Origin of the sequence: Streptomyces clavuligerus, assembly GCF_005519465.1 — a bacterium.
GTDB lineage: Bacteria > Actinomycetota > Actinomycetes > Streptomycetales > Streptomycetaceae > Streptomyces > Streptomyces clavuligerus.
Map to the genome: position 1 here is coordinate 2,232,848 of NZ_CP027858.1, position 19,517 is coordinate 2,252,364.

General features: G+C 74.8%; 19 protein-coding genes. 6 read left to right on the top strand and 13 right to left on the bottom strand.

The genetic code is table 11. From position 1 onward, the window contains the following. Positions 1–87 precede the first annotated feature (87 nt). Positions 88–1,701 (top strand): N-acyl-D-amino-acid deacylase family protein, encoded by a 1,614-nt coding sequence (locus CRV15_RS08980; protein WP_003958248.1) that lies wholly within the window; start codon positions 88–90, stop codon positions 1,699–1,701. Positions 1,702–1,881: 180 nt separating this feature from the next. Here CRV15_RS08980 and CRV15_RS08985 read toward each other — a convergent pair whose 3' ends face one another. Next, entirely contained in the window at positions 1,882–2,103 is a 222-nt protein-coding gene (locus CRV15_RS08985) for a hypothetical protein (protein ID WP_003958247.1), read from the bottom strand. 349 nt (positions 2,104–2,452) lie between these two features. On the opposite strand from CRV15_RS08985, the gene CRV15_RS08990 reads away from it, so the two are divergent. Then, positions 2,453–2,719, top strand: coding sequence for a chaplin (locus CRV15_RS08990; RefSeq protein ID WP_003961656.1), 267 nt, complete (start codon positions 2,453–2,455; stop codon positions 2,717–2,719). A 93-nt stretch (positions 2,720–2,812) separates the two neighbouring features. Here CRV15_RS08990 and CRV15_RS08995 read toward each other — a convergent pair whose 3' ends face one another. From CRV15_RS08995 to CRV15_RS09005, 3 genes are all read right to left on the bottom strand, one after another. After that, positions 2,813–3,676: a tyrosinase family protein gene (locus CRV15_RS08995; RefSeq protein ID WP_003958245.1), complete on the bottom strand. Its 864-nt coding sequence runs from the start codon at positions 3,674–3,676 to the stop codon at positions 2,813–2,815. A gap of 59 nt (positions 3,677–3,735) precedes the next feature. Next, positions 3,736–4,170: a tyrosinase family oxidase copper chaperone gene (locus CRV15_RS09000; RefSeq protein ID WP_003958244.1), complete on the bottom strand. Its 435-nt coding sequence runs from the start codon at positions 4,168–4,170 to the stop codon at positions 3,736–3,738. A 151-nt stretch (positions 4,171–4,321) separates the two neighbouring features. Further along, complete coding sequence (locus CRV15_RS09005; RefSeq protein ID WP_003958243.1) at positions 4,322–4,825, bottom strand: hypothetical protein; 504 nt, start codon at positions 4,823–4,825, stop codon at positions 4,322–4,324. Positions 4,826–5,185: 360 nt separating this feature from the next. Here CRV15_RS09005 and CRV15_RS09010 point away from each other — a divergent pair, with 360 nt between their 5' ends. Continuing rightward, entirely contained in the window at positions 5,186–6,448 is a 1,263-nt protein-coding gene (locus CRV15_RS09010) for a cytochrome P450 (RefSeq protein WP_003958242.1), read from the top strand. Positions 6,449–6,465: 17 nt separating this feature from the next. Here CRV15_RS09010 and CRV15_RS09015 read toward each other — a convergent pair whose 3' ends face one another. Together CRV15_RS09015 and CRV15_RS09020 are read right to left on the bottom strand one after the other, a co-directional pair. Beyond that, positions 6,466–6,963: a DUF5949 family protein gene (locus CRV15_RS09015; RefSeq protein ID WP_003958241.1), complete on the bottom strand. Its 498-nt coding sequence runs from the start codon at positions 6,961–6,963 to the stop codon at positions 6,466–6,468. 44 nt (positions 6,964–7,007) lie between these two features. Continuing rightward, a complete protein-coding gene (locus tag CRV15_RS09020) occupies positions 7,008–7,574 on the bottom strand; it encodes a DUF4352 domain-containing protein (protein ID WP_003961654.1) in 567 nt (188 codons plus the stop codon). A 328-nt stretch (positions 7,575–7,902) separates the two neighbouring features. On the opposite strand from CRV15_RS09020, the gene CRV15_RS09025 reads away from it, so the two are divergent. Together CRV15_RS09025 and CRV15_RS35885 are read left to right on the top strand one after the other, a co-directional pair. Continuing rightward, positions 7,903–8,103, top strand: a complete 201-nt coding sequence (locus CRV15_RS09025) for a hypothetical protein (protein WP_009997417.1) — start codon at positions 7,903–7,905, stop codon at positions 8,101–8,103. Positions 8,104–8,245: 142 nt separating this feature from the next. After that, on the top strand, positions 8,246–8,395 hold the full coding sequence (locus tag CRV15_RS35885; RefSeq protein WP_009997416.1) for a hypothetical protein: 150 nt from the start codon (positions 8,246–8,248) through the stop codon (positions 8,393–8,395). A 53-nt stretch (positions 8,396–8,448) separates the two neighbouring features. Here CRV15_RS35885 and CRV15_RS09035 read toward each other — a convergent pair whose 3' ends face one another. The 3 genes from CRV15_RS09035 to CRV15_RS09045 all read right to left on the bottom strand — a co-directional run bounded on the left by CRV15_RS09035 (position 8,449) and on the right by CRV15_RS09045 (position 13,093). Beyond that, the gene (locus CRV15_RS09035; protein WP_003961652.1) at positions 8,449–9,807 is read right to left on the bottom strand and encodes a Vps62-related protein; all 1,359 of its coding nucleotides are present in this window, start codon (positions 9,805–9,807) and stop codon (positions 8,449–8,451) included. Between the two features lie 431 nt (positions 9,808–10,238). Further along, complete coding sequence (locus CRV15_RS09040) at positions 10,239–11,528, bottom strand: NAD(P)-binding domain-containing protein (protein ID WP_003961651.1); 1,290 nt, start codon at positions 11,526–11,528, stop codon at positions 10,239–10,241. Positions 11,529–11,623: 95 nt separating this feature from the next. Further along, positions 11,624–13,093 (bottom strand): hypothetical protein, encoded by a 1,470-nt coding sequence (locus CRV15_RS09045; RefSeq protein WP_003961650.1) that lies wholly within the window; start codon positions 13,091–13,093, stop codon positions 11,624–11,626. A gap of 215 nt (positions 13,094–13,308) precedes the next feature. On the opposite strand from CRV15_RS09045, the gene CRV15_RS37860 reads away from it, so the two are divergent. Beyond that, entirely contained in the window at positions 13,309–15,156 is a 1,848-nt protein-coding gene (locus CRV15_RS37860) for a glycosyl hydrolase (RefSeq protein WP_003961649.1), read from the top strand. 29 nt (positions 15,157–15,185) lie between these two features. Here the strand turns inward: CRV15_RS37860 and CRV15_RS09055 are convergent, their stop codons facing one another. The 4 genes from CRV15_RS09055 to CRV15_RS09070 are packed head-to-tail and all read right to left on the bottom strand — an operon-like array spanning position 15,186 to position 19,465. After that, a complete protein-coding gene (locus tag CRV15_RS09055) occupies positions 15,186–16,385 on the bottom strand; it encodes a GNAT family N-acetyltransferase (RefSeq protein ID WP_003961648.1) in 1,200 nt (399 codons plus the stop codon). Then, complete coding sequence (locus CRV15_RS09060) at positions 16,385–17,065, bottom strand: YveK family protein (protein ID WP_003961647.1); 681 nt, start codon at positions 17,063–17,065, stop codon at positions 16,385–16,387. Before CRV15_RS09060 ends, CRV15_RS09055 begins: the two co-directional genes overlap by 1 nt. Beyond that, complete coding sequence (locus CRV15_RS09065; protein ID WP_009997415.1) at positions 17,062–18,678, bottom strand: glycosyltransferase; 1,617 nt, start codon at positions 18,676–18,678, stop codon at positions 17,062–17,064. The genes CRV15_RS09060 and CRV15_RS09065 overlap by 4 nt, the downstream gene beginning before the upstream one ends. Before the next feature lie 7 nt (positions 18,679–18,685). After that, on the bottom strand, positions 18,686–19,465 hold the full coding sequence (locus tag CRV15_RS09070; protein ID WP_009997413.1) for a polysaccharide deacetylase family protein: 780 nt from the start codon (positions 19,463–19,465) through the stop codon (positions 18,686–18,688). Positions 19,466–19,517: the final 52 nt, after the last annotated feature.

The window sequence follows — 19,517 nt, forward strand, 5'->3', positions numbered from 1 at the left end:
TGCCGACAGCCGCCTCGGGGGCCCGCACACACCCTCTCCCACGCTTCCGATACCCATATATCCGCACTTCTTGACAGGGGACGGCCCATGGACCTCGTCATCCGCAGCGCCCGCGTCATCGACGGCGGCGGCGGGCCCTCGTACCGCGCCGACGTCGGGGTGGACGGCGGACGGATCGCCGCCATCCGCCGCGAGGGCGAGCCCGCGCTCTCCGGCAGGCGCGTCCTGGACGCCGCCGGGCTCGCGCTCTCCCCCGGCTTCATCGACATGCACGCCCACAGCGATCTCGCCCTGCTGCGCGACCCCGCGCACGAGGCGAAGGCCGCCCAGGGCGTCACGCTCGAAGTCATCGGCCAGGACGGGCTGTCGTACGCCCCCGTCGACGACCGCACCCTGGAGGAGGTGCGCCGGTCCATCAACGGCTGGAACGGCGGCGGCCCCGGCGACGACTCGGTGGACTTCGACTGGCGCACCGTCGGGGAGTACCTGGACCGGCTCGACCGGGGCATCGCCGTCAACGCCGCCTATCTGATCCCCCAGGGCACGGTCCGGATGTACGCGGTGGGCTGGGAGGACCGCCCCGCCACCGAGGCCGAGCTGACCCGGATGAAGCAGCTCGTCGCCGAGGGCCTGGAACAGGGCGCGGTCGGGATGTCCTCCGGACTCACCTACACCCCCGGCATGTACGCGAAGGACGCCGAGCTGACCGAGTTGTGCCGGGTGGTCGCCGCGTACGACGGCTACTACTGCCCGCACCACCGCTCCTACGGCGCCGGGGCGCTCCAGGCGTACGAGGAGATGGTGCGGCTGACGAGGGAGGCGGGCTGCGCCCTCCATCTGGCCCACGCCACGATGAACTTCGGGGTGAACAAGGGCCGCGCGGGCGATCTGCTCGCCCTGCTGGACGAGGCGCTCGCGGACGGCGCCGACATCTCGCTGGACACCTACCCCTACACCCCCGGCTCCACCACCCTGGCCGCAGTGCTGCCGAGCTGGGCGGCCGAGGGCGGCCCGGACGCGCTGCTCGCGCGGCTCGCCGACGACGACACCGCCGAGCGGATTCGCCACCATCTGGAGGAGATCGGCTCGGACGGCTGCCACGGGGTGCCGATGGAGTGGGAGACGATCGAGATATCGGGGGTCTCCGACCCGGCGCTCGGGTCGTATGTCGGCCGGACCGTCGAGGAGTCGGCGCAGGACCGCGGCGAGGCGCCCTGGGTCACGGCCCGCAGGCTGCTGATCGCGGACCGGCTGGGGTCGACGATCCTCCAGCACGTCGGCCACGAGGAGAACGTCCGGAAGATCATGCGGCACCCGGTGCACACCGGCGGCAGCGACGGCATCCTCCAGGGCGCCAAGCCGCATCCGCGCGCCTACGGCACCTTCCCGCACTACCTCGGGCGGTACGCGCGGGAGCTGGGGGTGCTCTCGCTGGAGGAGACGGTCGCCCATCTCACCTCCCGCCCGGCGGCCCGGCTGCGGCTGCCCGACCGGGGGCTGATCCGTGAGGGCCACCGCGCCGACCTGGTGCTCTTCGACCCGGAGACGGTGGCGGCGGGCTCGACCTTCGAGCAGCCGCGCGCACTGCCGACCGGTATTCCGCATGTGCTCATCGACGGCCGGTTCGTCGTGGAGGACGGGGTACGCACCGATGTCCTGGCGGGCCGCTCCGTCCGGCGGGTCCCGGCCGGGGGACGCTGAGCGGTACGGGAGCGGCAGGACGGCAAGGACGGAGCCGACACCACCGGCCGTACGGCGCCGGTGGTGTCGGCGGCATGGGAAAGAGAGTTGGCGGGAGCGAACGGACGGGGCCGCGGAGGACGTGGCCGCGGCCCCGCCGGTCTGCCCCGGCGGCCCCGTTCGCCGGGGCCGCCGGGGCGGTCAGGGCCTGGGCGTGAGACCGAGCTGGCCGAGCAGATCGGTCGCCGGGGCGAGCATCCCGCCCGGCGGCGGCTTGATGAGATTGCGGTCGACCTCACCGGCCGGGGCCGGGGAGTGGTGGCTCGCGGGGGCGGCCTGCGCGGCGCCGGCCGCGCAGAGGGCCAGCGCGCAGACGGTGGCCGCGACGGCGGCGGCCTGCTGATGACGGAACGAACGGGTCATGTGCTGTGCAACGGCGAAGGGGCCCGGTCGGTCACGCGTCGGCCTCGGGGGGCAGGGCGGAGCGGTCGCGGTGCCCCCGCCGGAGCCGGGGCGGGGCGGGGCGGCCGTGGATCACCCGCAGGGGCGGAGCGGTCACGGCACAACCGGCGGAGCGGAGGCGGGCCGGTCGCGGCACACCCGCCGGGCCGGGTCGGCATGGTTCACCCGTCGAGTCACGTGGGACACCTCCGTCACTACGGCAAGGGCAGTCACTTTTGCACTCTGCCGTTACCGCTTGCGGATCACGGCGTTGTAGCACCTGAAGGCCGCAAGTCCTGTGGCTGGTGTTCCGAAAGTGCAAGGAGAACTGATGTCGCGTATCGCCAAGGCCGCCGCCGTCTTCGCGGGCTCGGGCGCCTTCCTGGTCGGCGGTGCCGGCCTGGCCATCGCCGACGCCGGGGCGCAGGGCGTCGCCGCCGGCTCCCCCGGCGTGCTCTCGGGCAACCTGGTCCAGGTGCCCATCCACATCCCGATCAACCTCTGCGGCAACACCATCGACGTCGTCGGCATCCTGAACCCGGCGTTCGGCAACACCTGTGTGAACACGTCGGAGCACATGGCCCCGGCCTACGGCTGAGCAGTACCCTCCCCCCGAGCATCGAGGCCCCTCCCGTTCCCGGTGGAACGGAAGGGGCCTCGGTCGTGCCCGGCGGTGCGGGCCGCCCCGGGCTCACGCGTAGCGGTAGTCGTGACGGGTGTGGTCGAGCAGGGCGGCGGGTGGGGCGTCCCAGGGCGGCATCGGCTCGTCCAGGGTGAAGATCCGCCCGGCCTGGGGGTCGGAGCCGTCCAGCCGGGTGCCCGGCAGATAGCGGGCCGCCCGGGGGTGCGCCCGCTGCCAGCGGACCCAGAGCAGGTCGATGAAGGCGTGGTGGAGCCAGAAGACCGGGTCGTTGGGCGAGGCCGCGCCCGTCATGAGCCCGCCGACCCAGCGGTGCACCCGGTTGTGGTTGCGCCAGCGCTCACCGTCGATGTTCCACCCCTCGATCAGATTGCGGAAGCCGCCCCGGCTGGTCGAGTTCCACGGGGCCGCGTCGTAGACCGGCTCCCTCAGGGCGCGTTCCACGTCGGCGCGGGTGGGGAGCGACAGCGGGGCGGCGGGGCGGCCGAGGTCGCGGGTGAGATAGCGGCCGTCGGTGATCCGGGCCTCGATCCGCCAGCCGCCGTTGCGGTACGCGAAGGGTCCGTCCATCACCTGGAGGTCGCCCCTGCGTCCGGTGCCGCCGAGGAAGTCGTCGGCCCAGAGCGGGGAGGAGGGCGTGTTGTCGGCCGTCCAGTCCCAGTAGGGGACGGTGACCGAGGGGTCGATCCGCTGGAGCGCCCGTTCGAACTCCAGCAGATAGAGCCGGTGCCAGGGGAAGAACGAGGGCGTCATATGGGCCGGGCGGGGGCGGCGTTCGGCGTCGGTGACATAGAACTCGCCGTGCGTCCTGACGAACTCGTCGTACTCGCCCCTGCGTTTCAGCTCCAGCAGGGCGTCGATCAGGCGCCGTTTCTCGTCGCGGGTGAGGTTCCGCTGGTTCTTACGGATGTGCACGGTCCGCTCCGTTCCTCGGACGTCGTCTTCCGAAAGCGCTTCGAGGCCCCTGGCGGGGCTCAGTGGCCGTGAGCGGGGGCGAGCGCGAGGGCCGGGCCGTGCGGGCCCAGCTCGTCGACCGCCGCGCGGGCCAGCGCGCGCAGGGTCGGGAACGACTCGTAGTGGTGCATCGTGCTGAGATAGCTGCCGTCCGCCCGGCGCAGCACCGGGAGCGGACGGCCGTCGATCCGGACCTCGGCGCTCGGGGCGGACCGGGCCGGTCCGCCGTCCCCGCCGCCCGCCGGGACCAGCGCGTTCGTACCGCCCTCGATGCGCCGCCCCCGGTATACCTCGGCGAAGCGCTCCCGTACGGGGGCCTCCCGCACCGGCCGGCCGGTGCGGGAGCGGTGGGCGAGGACCGGGGCGAGCGCCCCGGCCGTGCCCCCGAGCACGGACACGGTGAAGAGAGCGCGCAGGGCGGTACGGCGGCCGATCCACCGGGTCGGGATACGCATGGGCTTCCTCTCGTGCCGGAGCCGTGCCGGAACCGGGCCGGAGCCGGGGACCGGGCGGCGGACGGACGGGAACGAACAGGGGTGAACGGGGGCGAAAAGTGACGGATGAGTACGGACGGGGACGGGGCGCCGGGCCCCGTCGCCGCGGGGCTCAGCCGAAGAGCAGGGACGCCCCGGGTGCCCCGGTGAGCGTCGGGGTGAGCAGCCCCGCCTGCGGGAGCACCGGCTCCGGCTGGCCGAGCAGTTCGGGGCGCGGGGGCGACAGCGGCGCGCCCAGGTCGAGGCCGGGGGTGGTGAGCCGGAGCTCCTCGGCCGCCGACGCCAGGGTGGCGACGCCCAGCCTCCCGTCCTGGAGCGGGTGCTCCAGCGGGAGCGCGGCCACGGTCTCGGGGAGTTCGGCCGTGAAGGGCACCTGCGGCAGCAGCCGCTCGGGCAGCAGCCGCCCCGGCGCCGGGTGGGGCCCGTCGGGCGGGCCCGGCACCGGTACCGGAATCCCGGTGGACAGCTCCGGCGCGTCGATCGGGAAGACGGTCTCCAGGGCCTCCAGCGGCAGCCGGACCGGCACCGTGGTCGAGGCCGCCGCGGGCGCCGCGCCCACCGCCGAGGCCATACAGGCCAGTACCGCCGCAAGGGTCCCGCGGGTGGTCGACTTCATCGGTGCCTCTGTCCCCTCTGTGTCCTGCGCCGTCCCACCGTGTCGATGGGCCGTCGGTGCGGCGGATGGGTCCTCCGCCACAACGACAACGAGCCAGTCGGCCGGATCACTGCAAAGTTCCCTCCTCCGCAGCAGTGCGCGCGGGCGCACGGCTGACGCGCGGCGTGCGCGGGCCGTGGCCGTACCCGACCCAACAAGCGGTACAAAGGGGGTGAATCGCCCGCCTGTCCGGTCTTGTGCGGGCGGTCCGGCTCCGCCCCGGCTCCCGGCGGCTGATCCGGCTCCGTACAGGCCGATTCCGGCTCCGTGCGGCGTTCGGCTCCGCCCGGCTCCTTCGGCTCCCTCAGGAGGTTCCCGCCCGTGAACGCCCCGCTCAGCCCCACCGGGACCGACCTCGGTGCCGGGACCGACCTCGGCGACCCGGCGTTCTGGCGGCTGCCCCGCGCCCGGCGGCTGGCCGCGTTCGCCCGGCTGCGCGCCCTGGACACCCCCGTCCGCTTCGGCCCGGAGCCCGGCTTCTGGGCGCTGGTACGGCACGCGGACGTCCAGGAGGCGAGCCGGGACCCCCGGCACTTCGCCAGCGCGCCCGGCGTCACCGTCCCCGAGCCCGCGGCCTGGGCGAAGGCCGTCTTCGGCGACTCGATGGTCAATCTGGACGGGGCGGAGCACACCTCGCTGCGCCGGATCGTCTCCCGCGCCTTCACCCCCCGGCTGCTCGCCGCGACCGGCGAGAACATCCGCGCGGTGGCCGACCGGATCGTGGCCGACGCGGTGCGCGAACGCCCCGCCGACTTCGTCGCGTCGGTGGCCTCGCGGATGCCGTTCGAGGTCATCTGCGATCTGATGGGCGTCCCGGAGCGCTGCCGGGCCCCGATCGCCCACCGGATCGACGGGGCGTCCGAGCATGTCGGCGTCGCCCGGCGGCGGCTGCGAGTGCCGGGCCGGGGGCTCGCGGCGCTCGGCGGCCTCCAGTGGCTGATGGCGCGGCTGGCCCGGGAGCGCCGCCGCCGTCCCACCGGGGATCTGATCTCCGCGCTGGTGTGCGCGGACATCGACGGGCAGCGGCTCTCCTCCCGTCAGCTCGGCGCGTTCTTCTCGCTGCTGCTGGTGGCCGGGGTGGAGACCACGCGCAACGCGCTCGCCCACGGGCTCGTCCTGCTGACCGACCACCCGGGGCAGCGGGCCCTGCTGGCGGAGGACTTCGACCGGTACGCGGACGGCGCGGTCGAGGAGATCGTGCGCCACTCGACCCCGATCATCCAGTTCCGCCGGACGGTGACCGCCGAACGCGCCCTGGGCGGACGGGTGTTCCGCCCCGGCGAGAAGGTGGTGCTGCTCTACGCCTCCGCCAACCGGGACGAACGGGTCTTCGACCAGCCGGACGCCTTCGACATCACCCGCGCCCCCAACCCGCATCTGGGGTACGGGGGCGGCGGGCCGCACCACTGCCTCGGCGCGCATCTGGCCCGGCAGGAGATGAGAGCGCTGTTCTCCGCGCTGCTGAGCCGGGCACCCCGGGTACGGGCCACGGGCGCGCCCCGGCTGGTGGACTCCAGTTTCGACAACCGGGTGGCGGCGCTGCCGTTCTCCCTCGGCTCCGGCTCCGTTCCCGGTTCCGGCTGAGGGACTGCCGAACGGGGTCAGCGGAGCCGGCCGACCGTGACCAGGGCGTGCCCGGCGGCCAGCAGGACGTCCTCGTGCCCGGCGTAGGACTGGAGCATCTCCTCGGTGACCGGCTGCCCGGGAACGGCCTGCGGCCAGGGCACGGCACCGATGATCAGATGGGCGTGCCCGCGCAGCGCGGCCGCGTCGAGCCATTCGGCCGGGGCGGGGCACTGGGCGCTCACCCCGGGGAGGTTGAGCACCGCGTAGCCGCTCTGGATCAGCAGCCGGACCGGCGAGGGGGACCCGGCGGCGGTGGCGTCGATCAGTTCGCCGGGGGTGAGCCCGGCCTCGGCGATCAGCACGGCCATGGCCTCCATCGTCCCCCGGGGGCCGTCGTTGCCGTCGCCGAGCGAGTAGAGCAGCAGGAACGGGGTGTCGTGTCCGGTCTGCGGATCGCCGATCCAGGCGAGCAGGGACACCGTGCCCAGCCGGGCCCGCTGGACGCTGGTCCCGGCGGAGTGCGCGAGAGTCATGGCTCGGCACCCTAGCCCCGGGGGGACCGCGCGGGCGCCCGCGTTCACCCGGGTGGGGGAAAGCGGAGCTGCCAGGCGAGGGTCCGGCCGCCGACGGCGCAGTGGAACCGTACGATCCGTGCCCGTTCCGGCACCTCGAAGACCAGCCAGCCGTCGCGCTGTTCGCCGACCGCGAGATTCCGCCAGGTCAGCGGGCGTCCGGTGGTGAGTGTGCCGGTGGCGGTCCGGGGATAGCGCCGCCCCCGGTCGTCGGCGACCCAGGCACGGGCGCGGGAGGCGTCGAAGGGCCTGCCGCCGAAGTTGAGGACGGAGAGGCGAGTGCCGATCCTGCGGGTCCCGGCGCGGGGTGTGTCCTCGCCCCTGCGGGCGCCGACGGCGGGATCGACCTGTCCGGTGACCGTGAGCCGCAGATGCTCCCCGTACCCGGAGCCGCCGACGTCCACCGCGTCCCCGACCCAGGCGACCCCGCCGGGGCCCTTGGCGTCGGGTGCCCCGGCGGTGGCCCGCGCGGGCGCGGGGCCCCCGAACAGCTCCACCGGCAGCGGGCGGCAGGAGGTGGCCCCGAGCGCGAGCGCCGACAGGAACAGCGCCGCGGTGATGTGTCGTCGCATCGCTCCCCTTGGGCTCTGTGGGCAGGCCGCTTTCCGTATCACTGTGCTCTTACCGTTTCCGTATCATCACCACCTTTGCCGTCGGGTCCCGCGCTTCGGGGCCCGTGTCGCGCTCCGTGTCGCCCGGACGCCCGGAGGGTCCCGCCGGACGGGGGCGCGCGGGGGGAGCGGAAGCCTCTCGGGGGCACACCGGCTCGCAGCGGGGCGGCGGCCGGGCGGCACGCGCTTCCGGTCACCCCCGCCCGGACGGTGACGCCACCGGGTCCGCGGGCGTTGGCGGCGCATGGCGAGAACTTTTCCCGCTGCCCCGTGGCAGCGCGTTCATCAGATGCCCTTCGGCCCCGCCTCCGCCGGAGGGGCGGCCCCGGGCGGCGAGAGCCCGATCTACGAACGGCTGGCACGGGAGTGGGCGGGCTCGGGGCGCACCCTGCCCGGCGTGCCCGACCGCGAGTGGGACCGGCTGCTGCGCCCCCCGGAGATCCTGCGCCGCCCGGCCCCGGCGCACCCCGCCGACCGGTTACGGCCGTAGGGGGTGCCGGGGACCCGGCGCGGCCCCGGCCTCGCTCGTTCGGGTGGACAGGCCCGAAGGGCCCTCCAGGGCTTGGCGGCGGGCGTGGACGTACGGCCATGGCACTGGGCGACAAGCACCAGAAGAAAGCCTCTTCGACGCGATGACGCAGGCGCTCGCACGGATCGAGCTCATCCCGGGGGTGCTCATCCGCAGTGTCGAGATGGACGAGCACTCGCTCGACCACAACGGCATGGCGACCCCCGCTGTGGTCCCGATGCCACCCCCGCTGGAGGCGGACCCGGCGGCCTGACGGCAACAGGAAGCCCCGCTCCCTCCATGGGTGAGGGAGCGGGGCCGTCGGGGTCAGCGTTTGGCGATGGTCCCGAAGGGGTTGGGGTCACCGGCGATGACGTGCCGGGAGATGTCCGACTGCTGGGTGGCCTCGCCGCTCGGGGGCGCGGCGGCGGCGCTCCCGGGGGGCGTGTACTGGACGTAGACACGGGACTCGACGTCGAAGGAGATGCCGCCCTGTCCGCCGACGGCGGTGCCGTCGTCCCGCAGGGCGATGATCTCGTGGCGGGGGGACCAGAGCGACGCGGCCGTCTTCGGCGGAACGCTCAGGGACCACTTGTTGGAGTTCTCCTCGAACTGCGTGTTGTCGTAGCGGACGCTGTACCCGAATTCGATGCTGAAGTTGAGTGTCTGGGAGGCTTCCATCCCCTGCATCGAGATACCGGCGGTACGGGAGATGCCGATGCTCGTCCGGGTGCTGAACTCCTCGCTCTTGGTCTTGCTGACACCGGTGGTCACCGTCTGCTCATTGGTCTGCTGGACGGGCCCCGTGGTGTTGTCGTAATGCATCTGGCAGTAGTAGCTGACCCGCCGCTCCAGCGTGTAGAAGGGCGTCTGGTCTACCTGCTGGCCGGCCGTCAGCCCCACGTCCTTCACCACACTGCACGGGACGATGACGGTGTGGTCCGTGACCTTGCCGAACTCCCGGGGCTGGGGCATTCCGGGGGATTTCATGACCGGGACGCTCGGGGGGTTCTGCTGGGTGACCTGGGCGGGGAGGTCCAGGACGTAGACCGTGCGGGTGGGCTTGTCGTGGTTGCTGTTGGCGACGAAGGTGTCGACACCGAGGATCAGCCGCTCGACGTTGTCCGGGGGGTAGTTGGGCGGGGTGATGGACCACAGGGAGACGCTGGAACCGCTACCCGTGCCCCGGTCGTTCCAGATGCAGCCCCCGATCGTCGCCTCGCGCACATAGGTGTGCCCCCTGACGTCCCCGTTCTTGACGCAGCGGTAGTCGGGCAGGGAGGGCGCGTTGTAGCCCCGCACACAGACGTCGCCGAGAGCCACATAGCCGGGCGGCGGGACGGGACGCCAGATGGAGGCGTCCGAGTGGGCACCGGAGCCGCGGTCGGTCCAGACCAGATCCCAGCGGACCGGCGGCGCGAACAGCTCCGGCGGGTGGACGCTCACATACAGCGGCATGACGGTCGCGCTCTTGCCGTTGATGTCGTCATGGCTGCGCCGGGCCACATGGCCGAGGGTGAAACCCTTCTGTCCTATATCCGCGAAGAACGGCTTGACGCGGGGCTCGAAGATGGAGACATCACTGTGCGCCCGCGATCCCCGGTCGTTCCAGATGTTCCAGTAGGTCGCGGTCGGGGCGATGGTGATCGCCCCGTAGGTGCGAGCATTACCGACTTTCAGAGCCATGGCTCTCTCCTCACCTGAGCGACCAGGCGCCGCCCAGGAAGGACGATAAGGATCAGCGGATAAGAGGACTAGACCACTTTAAAGCCAGAACCCTCGTTCGAAAATCCTGACCACAGGCGGGAAATCCGCTGTCACCGGGACCCGGTGGATGCTATTTCGATTCGGCAAAATTTAGAATCAAGGTTCGAATGCGGGATGTCGATCGCAAAGATTTTCGAGAAAATTCGCGACCTTACCCTTCTCGCGCACCGCCCGATGGGGTGTTTTCCTGGCGATCCCTTGACGCGCCGCAACCGCGGCCTGTCGATTCGGGATCGCATGAGACCACATTCCTTCGAATTAGTCGATGATTTCGCTCGGAGGCCGAGGTGGCGCGGGGCCCGCCCACCCCGGAGACCCGGAGGCGGACCCCGCACCGGACCACTGACGGCTCAGCGCTTGCGGACCGACCCCGGGGTGCCCGGGGCGCCCGGGGTGACGAAGGCGGGCGACGCGGCCGGGCGCGGCAGACGGACCGCCGTCCTGGTGCGCAGTCGCCTGCGGACCCCCTCGACCAGGCGGTGCGCGGTGAACGTGGCGCCGTGCACGAAGCGCATGGACGGGCCGAAGGACGGCGCGGTCAGCAGGCCCGCGAAGAAGAGGCCGGGGTACGAGGACTCGAATCCGGCGCTCAGCTCGGGGGCCCGCCCGCCGCCCGCCGTGGTGGCGACGGCCCGGCGCAGCGAGGCGTCGAGGAGGTCGAGCCGGGCCAGGTCGGGGGTGAAGCCGGTCGCGGCGATCACATGGTCGGTCTCCACGGCGATGGCCGCCCCGCCGGGCGTGTCCAGCCGCAGCAGCACCCGGCCGCCCCGCGCCTCGGCGGCGCGCAGCCCGTGGCCGAGCAGCGCGGGCACCCGCCGTTCGTACCGCTCCCGCAGCCACCAGGCGCCCGCCGGGCCGAGCGCGGTGCGGGCGATGTGCTGCCGGGCGGCCCCGGGGAGCCTCCGCACCGCCCAGGGCGCCTCGGACCACACCCAGCTCGTCCAGCCGGTGCCCAGCCCGCTGTGCGGGGTGCTGAGCGTGCGCAGCGGTCCGCGCTGGAGGGGTTCGGGCGGGGTGTTCCAGTTCAGCCGGGCCCTGCGGGCGATCAGCCGGGGGCGGGCGCCCTGTTCGGCGAGGAGGGTCGCCGTCTCCAGGGCGGCCTGTCCCGCGCCGAGCACGGTGACGTCCTGTCCCCGGAAGCAGCTCAGATCGCGGTGGCCGCTGCTGTGCGAGACCTGGTCGGCGGAGAACCCGTCGAGCTGCCGGGGGATGTTGACGAAGGGCATCACGCCCACGGCGAGGACGGCGGTGCGGGCGAGGACGCACTCGCCGTCGGCGGTCTCGACGCTGTAGCCGTTCCCTGCGGGTGCCAGCCGGATGACGGTCCGTTCGTCGACGCCGGGGACGGCGTGCTCCGCGAACCACAGGCCGTACTCGGTGAAGGCGGCGATCGACAGCGGACGGCCGTGCACCGCTTCAAACCCGTGCTCCTCGCTGAAGTGCCGGAGGGTGTGGACGCCGTACGGATCGGAGAGGTTGGACGACCACGGCTCCGATTTGAGGAACATGCCCTCAGGCATGTGGTCGCGCCAGGAGGCCATGGCCCTGCCGAAGACCTTCACGCTCAGTCCGGCGGCCGCGGCGTGCGCCGCGATGGAGAGCCCGTAGGGGCCCGCGCCGATCACTGCCAGGTCGTACATGGTGGATTCGTTCCTCTGTCTCGTTCGGTCGGGGAAGAACGTCGGACGGTGGGGGTAGGGGCTCGGGGAGGAAGAGGGGGTGGGCGGGGGCGCGGTCAACGCGGTCGGCGGACCGCCTTGGCGGCGCCCCGGGCGAGCCAGGCGCGGGCCATGGCGAACAGGGGGCGCGGGTCGTCGGGGGCGTACCAGGCGGTCTCGACCCCGGCGCGGTCCGCACCGGCGCCGCTGCCGCCCGTTCCGCCCCCGCGCACCGGGGTGAGGGCCGAGAGCAGCGCGTAGTTCTCGGCGAGGAAGACCCGGCCGGGGCGGGCGGGCGGCGCGGGGACCCGTCGGCCGGTGAGGTCGAGGTAGAGCGCCCGGACGACGTCCAGCTCCGGGCCGTGGCCGCCGGCCGGTCCGGCGAAGAGACGGAACTGGGCGCCCGGCCGGGGGTTGGCGTCGAGGAGCTGAAGGGCGCCGGTGGCCCGGTCGCGCCGGAAGTCGAGGTCGAGGATGCCCCGGTAGCCGACATGGGCGACCAGCCGCAGCGCCGCCGCCTCCGCCTCCGGGTGGGGCGCCCACCGGCCCTTGGCCGTGAGCCCGGCGCGGGGCGGCCAGGACAGCTCCTTGCGCCCGCTGCCGCCGAGCAGGCAGACGGGGGCGCCCCACCCGGAGGCGGTCGGGCTTCCGGCGCCGGGCCCCGTGGCCGGTACGCCGGACCCGGGAGCAGGAGCGGGAGCGAGAACGGGAGGGGCTGCGGCTGCGGCTGCGGCTGCGGCTGCGGCTGCGGGAGCCTCGTCGCCGGGGTCGGTGCCGGGGTCGGCGCCGGGGTCGGCGCCGGAGAAGCAGCCGTGGAAGAACCAGTCGGTGTCCGGGCCGTCCGGGAGATAGCGCTGGAGCAGCAGCGGGCTGCCCGCCGCCCCGGCCCGGGCGCAGAGCGCGCGGACGGCGGCCGGGGAGCGGACCACGGTGGTGCTGCGCAGCCCGGCGGCGGGCGGCAGCAGCCACGGCCTGCTCCACTTCGCCACCAGCGGCAGCCCCAGCAGCCGCACCGCCCCGGGGATGTCGTCCTCCCCGGCGAGCAGCACACTCGGCGGGTGGGCGATCCCGGCCGCCGCGCACACCCCGGCCAGCCCGGCCTTGTCGGCGAGGAGTCCGGGCAGCCCCGGCGGCTGGGCGGGCAGCAGATAGCGCCCGGCGAGCCGGTGCGCGTGGGCGGCGGTGTGGACGGCGCTCAGGTCGTCCATGGCGATGAGGACCGCGCGCCGCCCGATCCGCTCGGAGACCCGCCGCAGGAGTTCCACGGTGCTCTCGGGGTCGACCGGCCCGGACACGCCCCGGAATCCGGGCGGCACGGTGTGCGCGGTGTGCAGATGGCGGGAGCGGGTCACGGGGCTCGCGGCCGACTCGACCACCGCGTGCACCTCGACGCCCGCCCGGCCCAGTGTTCTGACCGCTCCGAGGGTGCCGTGGTGAAAGGGGTTGTGGTCGAGGCGGAGCACCAGCGCGGGGACCCCGGCGTCAAAAGGGGCGGCCACGGAATTCCGGAACGGTGTCCCGGAATCGACGAGCGGCAGCGGCGTCACAGCTTTTCACCCTTTCGGCTGTCGGCTTTTCATCTGTTCACCTGGATGCTCCGGAAAGCCCCTGGCGGTTACGCGATCGGGGTACTGACGTGTTGTCAATCTGCCGATAAGTAGGACTTACTCCCTACGGTCGGAACCACTGCCGGACACGCCGCCCGCCCCATTGCGGCGGCGCATCCGGCCGGATCGCGTCAGCCGTTTTCCAGGGAGGAACCATGGCCCGTCGAAACCGCCGTCTCACCACCGCCTGCGCCGGTTCGGTCGCCGCCGGACTGCTGGCATCCGGAGGCGTCCTGGTGGACCGGGCGGCGGGTGCCACCCCGCCCGGCACGGCCGCCCCGACCGCACCGCGCGGGGTCTCAGCGGTGCCGATGGGCGCTTATCTCGACTACGGTCCGGCCGGGGTGACGCGGATGCAGCAGCTCTCGCAGTGGCTGGGCGGCGCCGAGCTGACCGTCGGGCACACCTATCTGCCCGGTGACCGCTGGAGCAATATCGAGGGCTCGGGCCTCGGCTTCCTGGAGGACTGGGCGCGCTGGCGGCGCGGGGCGGACGGACGGCTGTTCGTGCTGAACGTGCCGATGCTGGACCGGAACGAGGAACGGGTGCCGGACTGGCTGGTGCGCTGGAAGCTGCGGGCGGGCGCGGCGGGCCGGTTCGACCACCACTTCCGGGCGCTCGGGCAGCGCCTGGTCTCCCTCGGGGTGCCGGACACGGTGGTCGTGCTCGGCTGGGAGATGAACGGGACGACGTACGCGCACCGCTGCGGGCCCGACCCGCGGTCCTGGCGCGCCTACTGGCGGCGGGCCGTGGCGGCGCTGCGCTCGGTCCCCGGGCAGCGGTTCCGTTTCGACTTCGCGCCGAACCGGGGCCGGGACGCGGTTCCCTGGACCCTCTGCTACCCGGGGGACGACGTGGTCGACATCGTCGGCATGGACTCCTACGACCAGGCCCCGGGCCGCACCTTCGAGGAGCAGGCGTCCGCTCCCTACGGTCTCCACGATCAGGTGGCATTCGCCAGGGCGCACAACAAGCAGATCTCCTATCCCGAGTGGGGGCTGTTCCGGAACGGCGACAACCCCGATTACATGCGGGGGATGCTGGAATGGATCGAGCGACACCGGCCGCTTTATCAGACCATCACGGATTACTGTCCGCATGGCGTCTGGCAGTGCGATGACAACCCCAAATCGTCGAAAGTCTTCCATGAGATGCTGGCGAAACCGGTCACGGTGCCGCCGGTATCGCCCGCGCCGCCCGTGACCCCCGTGCCGCCGGTGGTGCCGTCCCCGGTGACACCCGGGGGCTCCGTGGCGCCGGGGGCGTCCGGTACCGCGACGGCACCGGGGGTCTCCGGTACCGCGCCGGTCGCGGACCCGGTGGCGCATCCGCTGTGGGGGCCCGCCGGGACGGCGCCCGTGGCGGATCCCACGCCGCGGCGCACTCCGACCGCCTCCTCCGTGCCCCCGCCCGCTCCGACCCGGACGACGGCCCCGGCGCCGGTCCCCACCCGGACACCGGCGCCCACGCGCAGCCCCTCGGCGGCCTCACCGGCCGCGCCGGGCCGCCCCCAGCGGCCGGTCGCGGACCCGACGGCGCCCGCCGCCCCCGCGGCGCCGACCCGGACGGCGGCACCGGCACCGGCGCCGGTGCGGACGACGACGGCAGCGCCCGCGCCCGTACGGCCGTCACCGGCCCCGGTACCGTCCGCACCACTGCTCGTTCCTCCGTCCCCGTCCGTGTCGGGACCACCCGCCGTGGCCCCGTCCGCACCGTCGTCCGTACCGCCCTCGACTCCAACGCCGCAGCCCACCCGGACGACACCACCCGTGACCGCACCGAAGCCGACGCCCGTGCCGGTGGCACAGGCCCCGGTCAAGGCGGCCCCCGGGCCGGTGCCGGACGCCGGGGCGGCCGGGGGGCCGCTGCGGCGGGTCAACTCCCGGCAGTGGTGCGTCCCCGTGGACTTCGGGGAGCGGGTGGCCCGCTGGCTCGGCACCCGGCGGATCTGCGTCGAGGTCCCGTCCTGGCCGCTGGGCCGGTCCTTCGCCTGGTGGCTCTGACCGGCGGCCCCGGCCGTGGCGGGCACCGGTCAGACCGGGTCCCGGGGCAGGTCCGGCCCGCCCGGGGCCGGGTCCCGGGAGCGGTGCAGCCGCCCGGCCCGCAGGTCGTTGAGGCGGGCCCGCCACTCCTGTGCCGCCGGGAGCCGGGCCCGTACCGCGTCCGCCGCGCGGGCGCGCCACACCGTGCGGGCGGTGTGCAGCCGCAGCGCGCCCTCCAGCGCCGCCGGGGCCAGCAGCAGCCGCTGGTTGCCGACGGCCTCGGGCCGCCAGTGGTTCTTGTACGGCTCACAGCCCCGCAGCATGCTCACCACCCGGCGCCCGGCGCGCGCGGCCTGATCCGCCTCCTGGCGCAGCAGCATCGCCGTCACGTCCACCTTCTGCTCCCTCAGTGCCGGGTGGGCGCCGTAGAGATAGCCCCCGGTGAGGGCGGCGGAGTGCAGCGCCAGGCCCGCCGCCACCACCTCGCCGTCGCGCCGGTACTCGGTCAGCGCGGCGTCGCCGTCGCGCACCATCCGGCGGGCGGCCCGCGCCAGGTGCTCGGCGAACCGGGGGCGCAGGTGCTCCACCGTCACCCCGCGCCCCCGCCACTGGAGCGCGTGCAGCCGCAGCAGCTCCGCCACGGCCCGGGGCACCTCCGCCTCCGGTACCGCGCGGCCCTCGATCCGCAGCGCGTCGATCCGGCGGAGCTTGGCCCGCATCCGCTGGGCGGGCTTGGCCGCCAGCCGGGCGACCAGCTCGTCCATCGGGACGGCGGGGAGTTCCAGGCAGACCGAGTCCGCGAGCCGCCGCCGCCCGCCCCGCCAGCTCTCGTACAGCGCCTCGGCCGCCGCCCCGGGACGTACCTCGCGCAGATCGACCACGGCGTGCCGGGCCGCCCGGCGCAGCCCCCGTTCCAGGGCGGCGACGGCGCACCCCCGGTGGTCGTCGTCGACGAGGATGTCGCCGTAGTCGGAGACCGGGCCGCCGAGGAGGACCAGCAGCGGCAGCGGCCGGTGCACCAGGGTCAGCGGGGCGGCGGCGACCAGCCGCCCGTTCAGGCGGACCAGGACCACCCGCAGCCGCCCCGGGACCCCGTACGAGCACCACCAGGACTCCAGCCAGGCGTGGCTCTGGAACGGGGTGGCGCCGGCGCAGCGGCGCTGGAGCGCGTCCCACTCGGGCCGCAGCAGGGCGAACGCGCGCGGGTCACGGCAGAGGGTGACCCGCAGTCCGGCGCCCGCCCGCCCCATCAGGCCCGCTCCCGTTCGACGGCGTCGGCCGCCCCCGCCGGAGCGGGCACGGACACGGACACGGCGGGGGGCGCGGGCCGGGGCCGTCTGCGCGGCCGGACGAGCACGATCAGCCCGCCGATCAGCCCGCCCGCCGAGAGGCCGACGGCCGCGGCGAGCCGGGGGCCCGCCGAGACCGGCTCCCGGGGCGGGATCGCCTGCGAGAAGCCGACGAGCTGGACGCCGGTGCTCTTGGCGACCTGATTGGCGCTCACGAACACCGCGTCGGCGACCGCGTTGGCGATGTCGGCCGCCTCGGCGGGGCGGCGCGAGGTCCCGGTGATCGCGATCATCGGCGAGTCGGGCGAGGTCTCGGCCCGTACCCGGGTGCGCAGCACCCGGGCGGGGAGCCCGGCGGCCACCCGGGCGTAGGCGATGGTCGAGTCGCCGGTGGCGAGCCGCCCGTACGCCTGCGCGAAGCCGAGGGCCGCGCCCGGCGGGGCGTCCTTGGCGGCCACCGCGACGACATGGTTGGTGGCGGCGTACTCGGGCGGTACGGCCACCGCGTACGCGACCCCCGCCGCGGCCCCCGTGAACGCGCAGACGGGCAGCGGCCACCAGCGCAGCACGGCGGCGATCCGGGTGCGGAACCGCCGCTTCTCCCGGGGGGCGGTGGGCTCCTGCTCGGGTGAGTCGGTCATGTGGGTGCTCTCTTTGACGAAGGGGTGGGGGGTGTGGAGGGCGGTGCGGCGGGTGTCGCGGGTGCGGACGGCGCCGCCGGGGGTCTGGCGGAACGGGGGGAACGGGGCGGGCGCGCGGCGCGGGCGGACGGCGCTTGCGGCGGGGCCGACGGGGCCGGGGCGGTGGGCCGGGACGGCGGGAGGGGCGCGCGGCGGGCGGGGGGCCGTCCGGCGGCGGCGACCACCCGGCCGTAGATCTCCATCAGCCGCTCACCGCTGTGGGCGATGTCGTAGTGGCGCACGGCGGGCGGCGGTTCGAGCCGCCGCGCACCGGCGGCCAGCTCCCGGCGCAGCTCCGCCGCGAGGGTGTCCGCCGTCCCGTCGATCCGGCGGGCGCCGGGCGCCCGGCCGCGCGGCAGGTCCTCGACGGCGGGGCAGGCGTTGTGCAGCACCGGCAGCCCGGCGGCCAGGGCCTCGACGACGGCGAGGCCGAACGCCTCCTCGCGGGACGCGGAGACGAAAACGTCGACGGCGGACAGCAGCGCGGGGACGGTCGGCACGGGGACAGGGGGCGCGGGGACGGAGGGCGGGGCGGTGTGCGGGGTCTCGCCGGGGGCCGCCGTGCCCCCCGCTGCCGGGGGACGGTCCTCGGGGGGTGCGGGGGGCCGTACGGCGGGCGGCGGGCTCCCCGTGCCGGAGCCGCCGTCGGTGCCGGTGCCAGTGCCGGTGGAGCCGCCGGTGCCGCCGGTGCCGTCCGTCCGGTCGCACCGGTCCGTCCCGTCGGAGCCGTCCGTACCGGCGGGGTCATCCGTCCGGACGGGGCCACCGTGCCCTCCGGAGCCGTCGGCACCGCCGGAACCTCCGGAGCCGTCGGGGCACTCGCCCAGGAAGCGGATGCGGTCGGCCGCGCCGAGACGGGCCGCCAGGGCTTCGAGCGCGGGGCGCTCGGGGCCGTCCCCCGCGATCAGCAGCACCACCCCGGGGATCACCGCCACCGCGTGCACGACGACGTCGAACCGTTTGCCCGCCACCAGCCGCCCGACCCCGCCGACGGCGAACGCGCCGGGCGGGATGCCGAGCGCGGCACGCACCGCCGCCCGCGCGCGCGGGTCGAAGCGGAAGCGGGCCGCGTCGATGCCGTTGGGGACGACGTGAATCCGGTCCCCGGCCACCCCCCAGGCGCGCAGCCGCCCCTCGACCGTGCGCGAGACCGCGACCGTCGCGGAGCCCAGCCGTTCCGTCGCCAGATAGAGCGCCCGGGTGGCGCCGGTGAGCGGACGGCCCTCGATCTCCGCCTCGCCGAGCGAGTGCTCGGTGGCGACGGCGGCGCGGACGCCCGCGAGCCGCGCGGCGAGCCTCCCGTACACGCCCGCCCGGTACAGATGGGTGTGCACCAGGTCGTAGCGGCCGTGCCGGATGAGCGCGGTGAGCCGGGGCAGCGCCCGCAGATCGCGGTTCCCCGCCATCCCCAGGTGGTGGACGCTGACGCCGTCCGCGCGCAGGCCCTCCGCCACCGGTCCGGGGTTGGTCAGGGTCACCACGTCGCACTCCACCGGCAGATGGCGCAGCAGCAGCCGCAACTGCTGCTCCGCCCCGCCCACTCCGAGCCCGGTGATGACATGCAGCGCCCTCATCGGCGGCTCACGCCCCCAGCCGGTGCCGCAGCCGCTTCACACGCAGCCGCAGCGGGCCGTCGCCGTGGCTGATGTGCGTACGGGGCAGGGCGAACGGGCCGTACGGCGTGTCCGCCTCCGTACGGGCCCTCAGCCCGGCGGGCGGGCGGATGGCGCAGGCGTAGGCGTACCCGGCCGCGCGCGCCGCCGTCCGGACCCGCCGGTCGACCGTGCCGTACGGGTAGCAGAAGCCGTCCGGCGCGGTACCGGTCAGCTCCCGCAGCCAGGTCCGGCTGCGGACGGTCTCCTCGCGGAGGCCGTCGTCGTCCGTCACCGTCAGGTCGACGTGGTAGAGCCCGTGCGAGCCGATCTCGATCCCGGCGGCGAGCGCGCCGCGGACGCCCCACTCGTCGAGGAGCGGGCGGCGCGGCCCCTCGGGGTCCCAGTCGTTGCCGCCCGCGAGCCGTCCCGCGAGCACGAACAGGGTGGCCGCGCAGCCGTGGCGGCGCAGCAGCGGCAGGGCGGCCTCGGTGAAGTCGGCGTACCCGTCGTCGAAGGTGAGCCCGACCAGCCCCCGGTCCCGGCCCTCGGCCCGCGCCCGCAGCAGGGCGCCCACCCCGACCCCGGTAAGACCCATCCGCCGCAGCGCGCCGAGCTGCCGGTCGAGCCGCGCGGGAGCGACGGCGATGCCGTAGGGGTCGTCGGACGGGTCCGCCACAGCGTGGTACATCAGAATCCAGGGCGCACGCCCCCGCCGCCCGGGGCGCCGCCCCGCCGGGGACACCGCCGTCACCGCGTCAACGGACATGACGCACCCTCCGTCGCACCAGACCCAGCAGATGGACCACCTCCGGAGCACG

Excerpts from the sequence above, each read along its gene's own strand:
- CRV15_RS09025 (WP_009997417.1), top strand. The coding sequence starts at position 7,903 with ATGCCCTTCGGCCCCGCCTCCGCCGGAGGGGCGGCCCCGGGCGGCGAG.
- CRV15_RS08980 (WP_003958248.1), top strand. The coding sequence starts at position 88 with ATGGACCTCGTCATCCGCAGCGCCCGCGTCATCGACGGCGGCGGCGGG.
- CRV15_RS08985 (WP_003958247.1), bottom strand. The coding sequence starts at position 2,103 with ATGACCCGTTCGTTCCGTCATCAGCAGGCCGCCGCCGTCGCGGCCACC.
- CRV15_RS09015 (WP_003958241.1), bottom strand. The coding sequence starts at position 6,963 with ATGACTCTCGCGCACTCCGCCGGGACCAGCGTCCAGCGGGCCCGGCTG.
- CRV15_RS09020 (WP_003961654.1), bottom strand. The coding sequence starts at position 7,574 with ATGCGACGACACATCACCGCGGCGCTGTTCCTGTCGGCGCTCGCGCTC.
- CRV15_RS09065 (WP_009997415.1), bottom strand. The coding sequence starts at position 18,678 with ATGAGGGCGCTGCATGTCATCACCGGGCTCGGAGTGGGCGGGGCGGAG.
- CRV15_RS09060 (WP_003961647.1), bottom strand. The coding sequence starts at position 17,065 with ATGACCGACTCACCCGAGCAGGAGCCCACCGCCCCCCGGGAGAAGCGG.
- CRV15_RS09035 (WP_003961652.1), bottom strand. The coding sequence starts at position 9,807 with ATGGCTCTGAAAGTCGGTAATGCTCGCACCTACGGGGCGATCACCATC.
- CRV15_RS35885 (WP_009997416.1), top strand. The coding sequence starts at position 8,246 with ATGACGCAGGCGCTCGCACGGATCGAGCTCATCCCGGGGGTGCTCATC.
- CRV15_RS08990 (WP_003961656.1), top strand. The coding sequence starts at position 2,453 with ATGTCGCGTATCGCCAAGGCCGCCGCCGTCTTCGCGGGCTCGGGCGCC.
- CRV15_RS09005 (WP_003958243.1), bottom strand. The coding sequence starts at position 4,825 with ATGAAGTCGACCACCCGCGGGACCCTTGCGGCGGTACTGGCCTGTATG.
- CRV15_RS09000 (WP_003958244.1), bottom strand. The coding sequence starts at position 4,170 with ATGCGTATCCCGACCCGGTGGATCGGCCGCCGTACCGCCCTGCGCGCT.
- CRV15_RS37860 (WP_003961649.1), top strand. The coding sequence starts at position 13,309 with ATGGCCCGTCGAAACCGCCGTCTCACCACCGCCTGCGCCGGTTCGGTC.
- CRV15_RS09070 (WP_009997413.1), bottom strand. The coding sequence starts at position 19,465 with ATGTCCGTTGACGCGGTGACGGCGGTGTCCCCGGCGGGGCGGCGCCCC.
- CRV15_RS09040 (WP_003961651.1), bottom strand. The coding sequence starts at position 11,528 with ATGTACGACCTGGCAGTGATCGGCGCGGGCCCCTACGGGCTCTCCATC.
- CRV15_RS09055 (WP_003961648.1), bottom strand. The coding sequence starts at position 16,385 with ATGGGGCGGGCGGGCGCCGGACTGCGGGTCACCCTCTGCCGTGACCCG.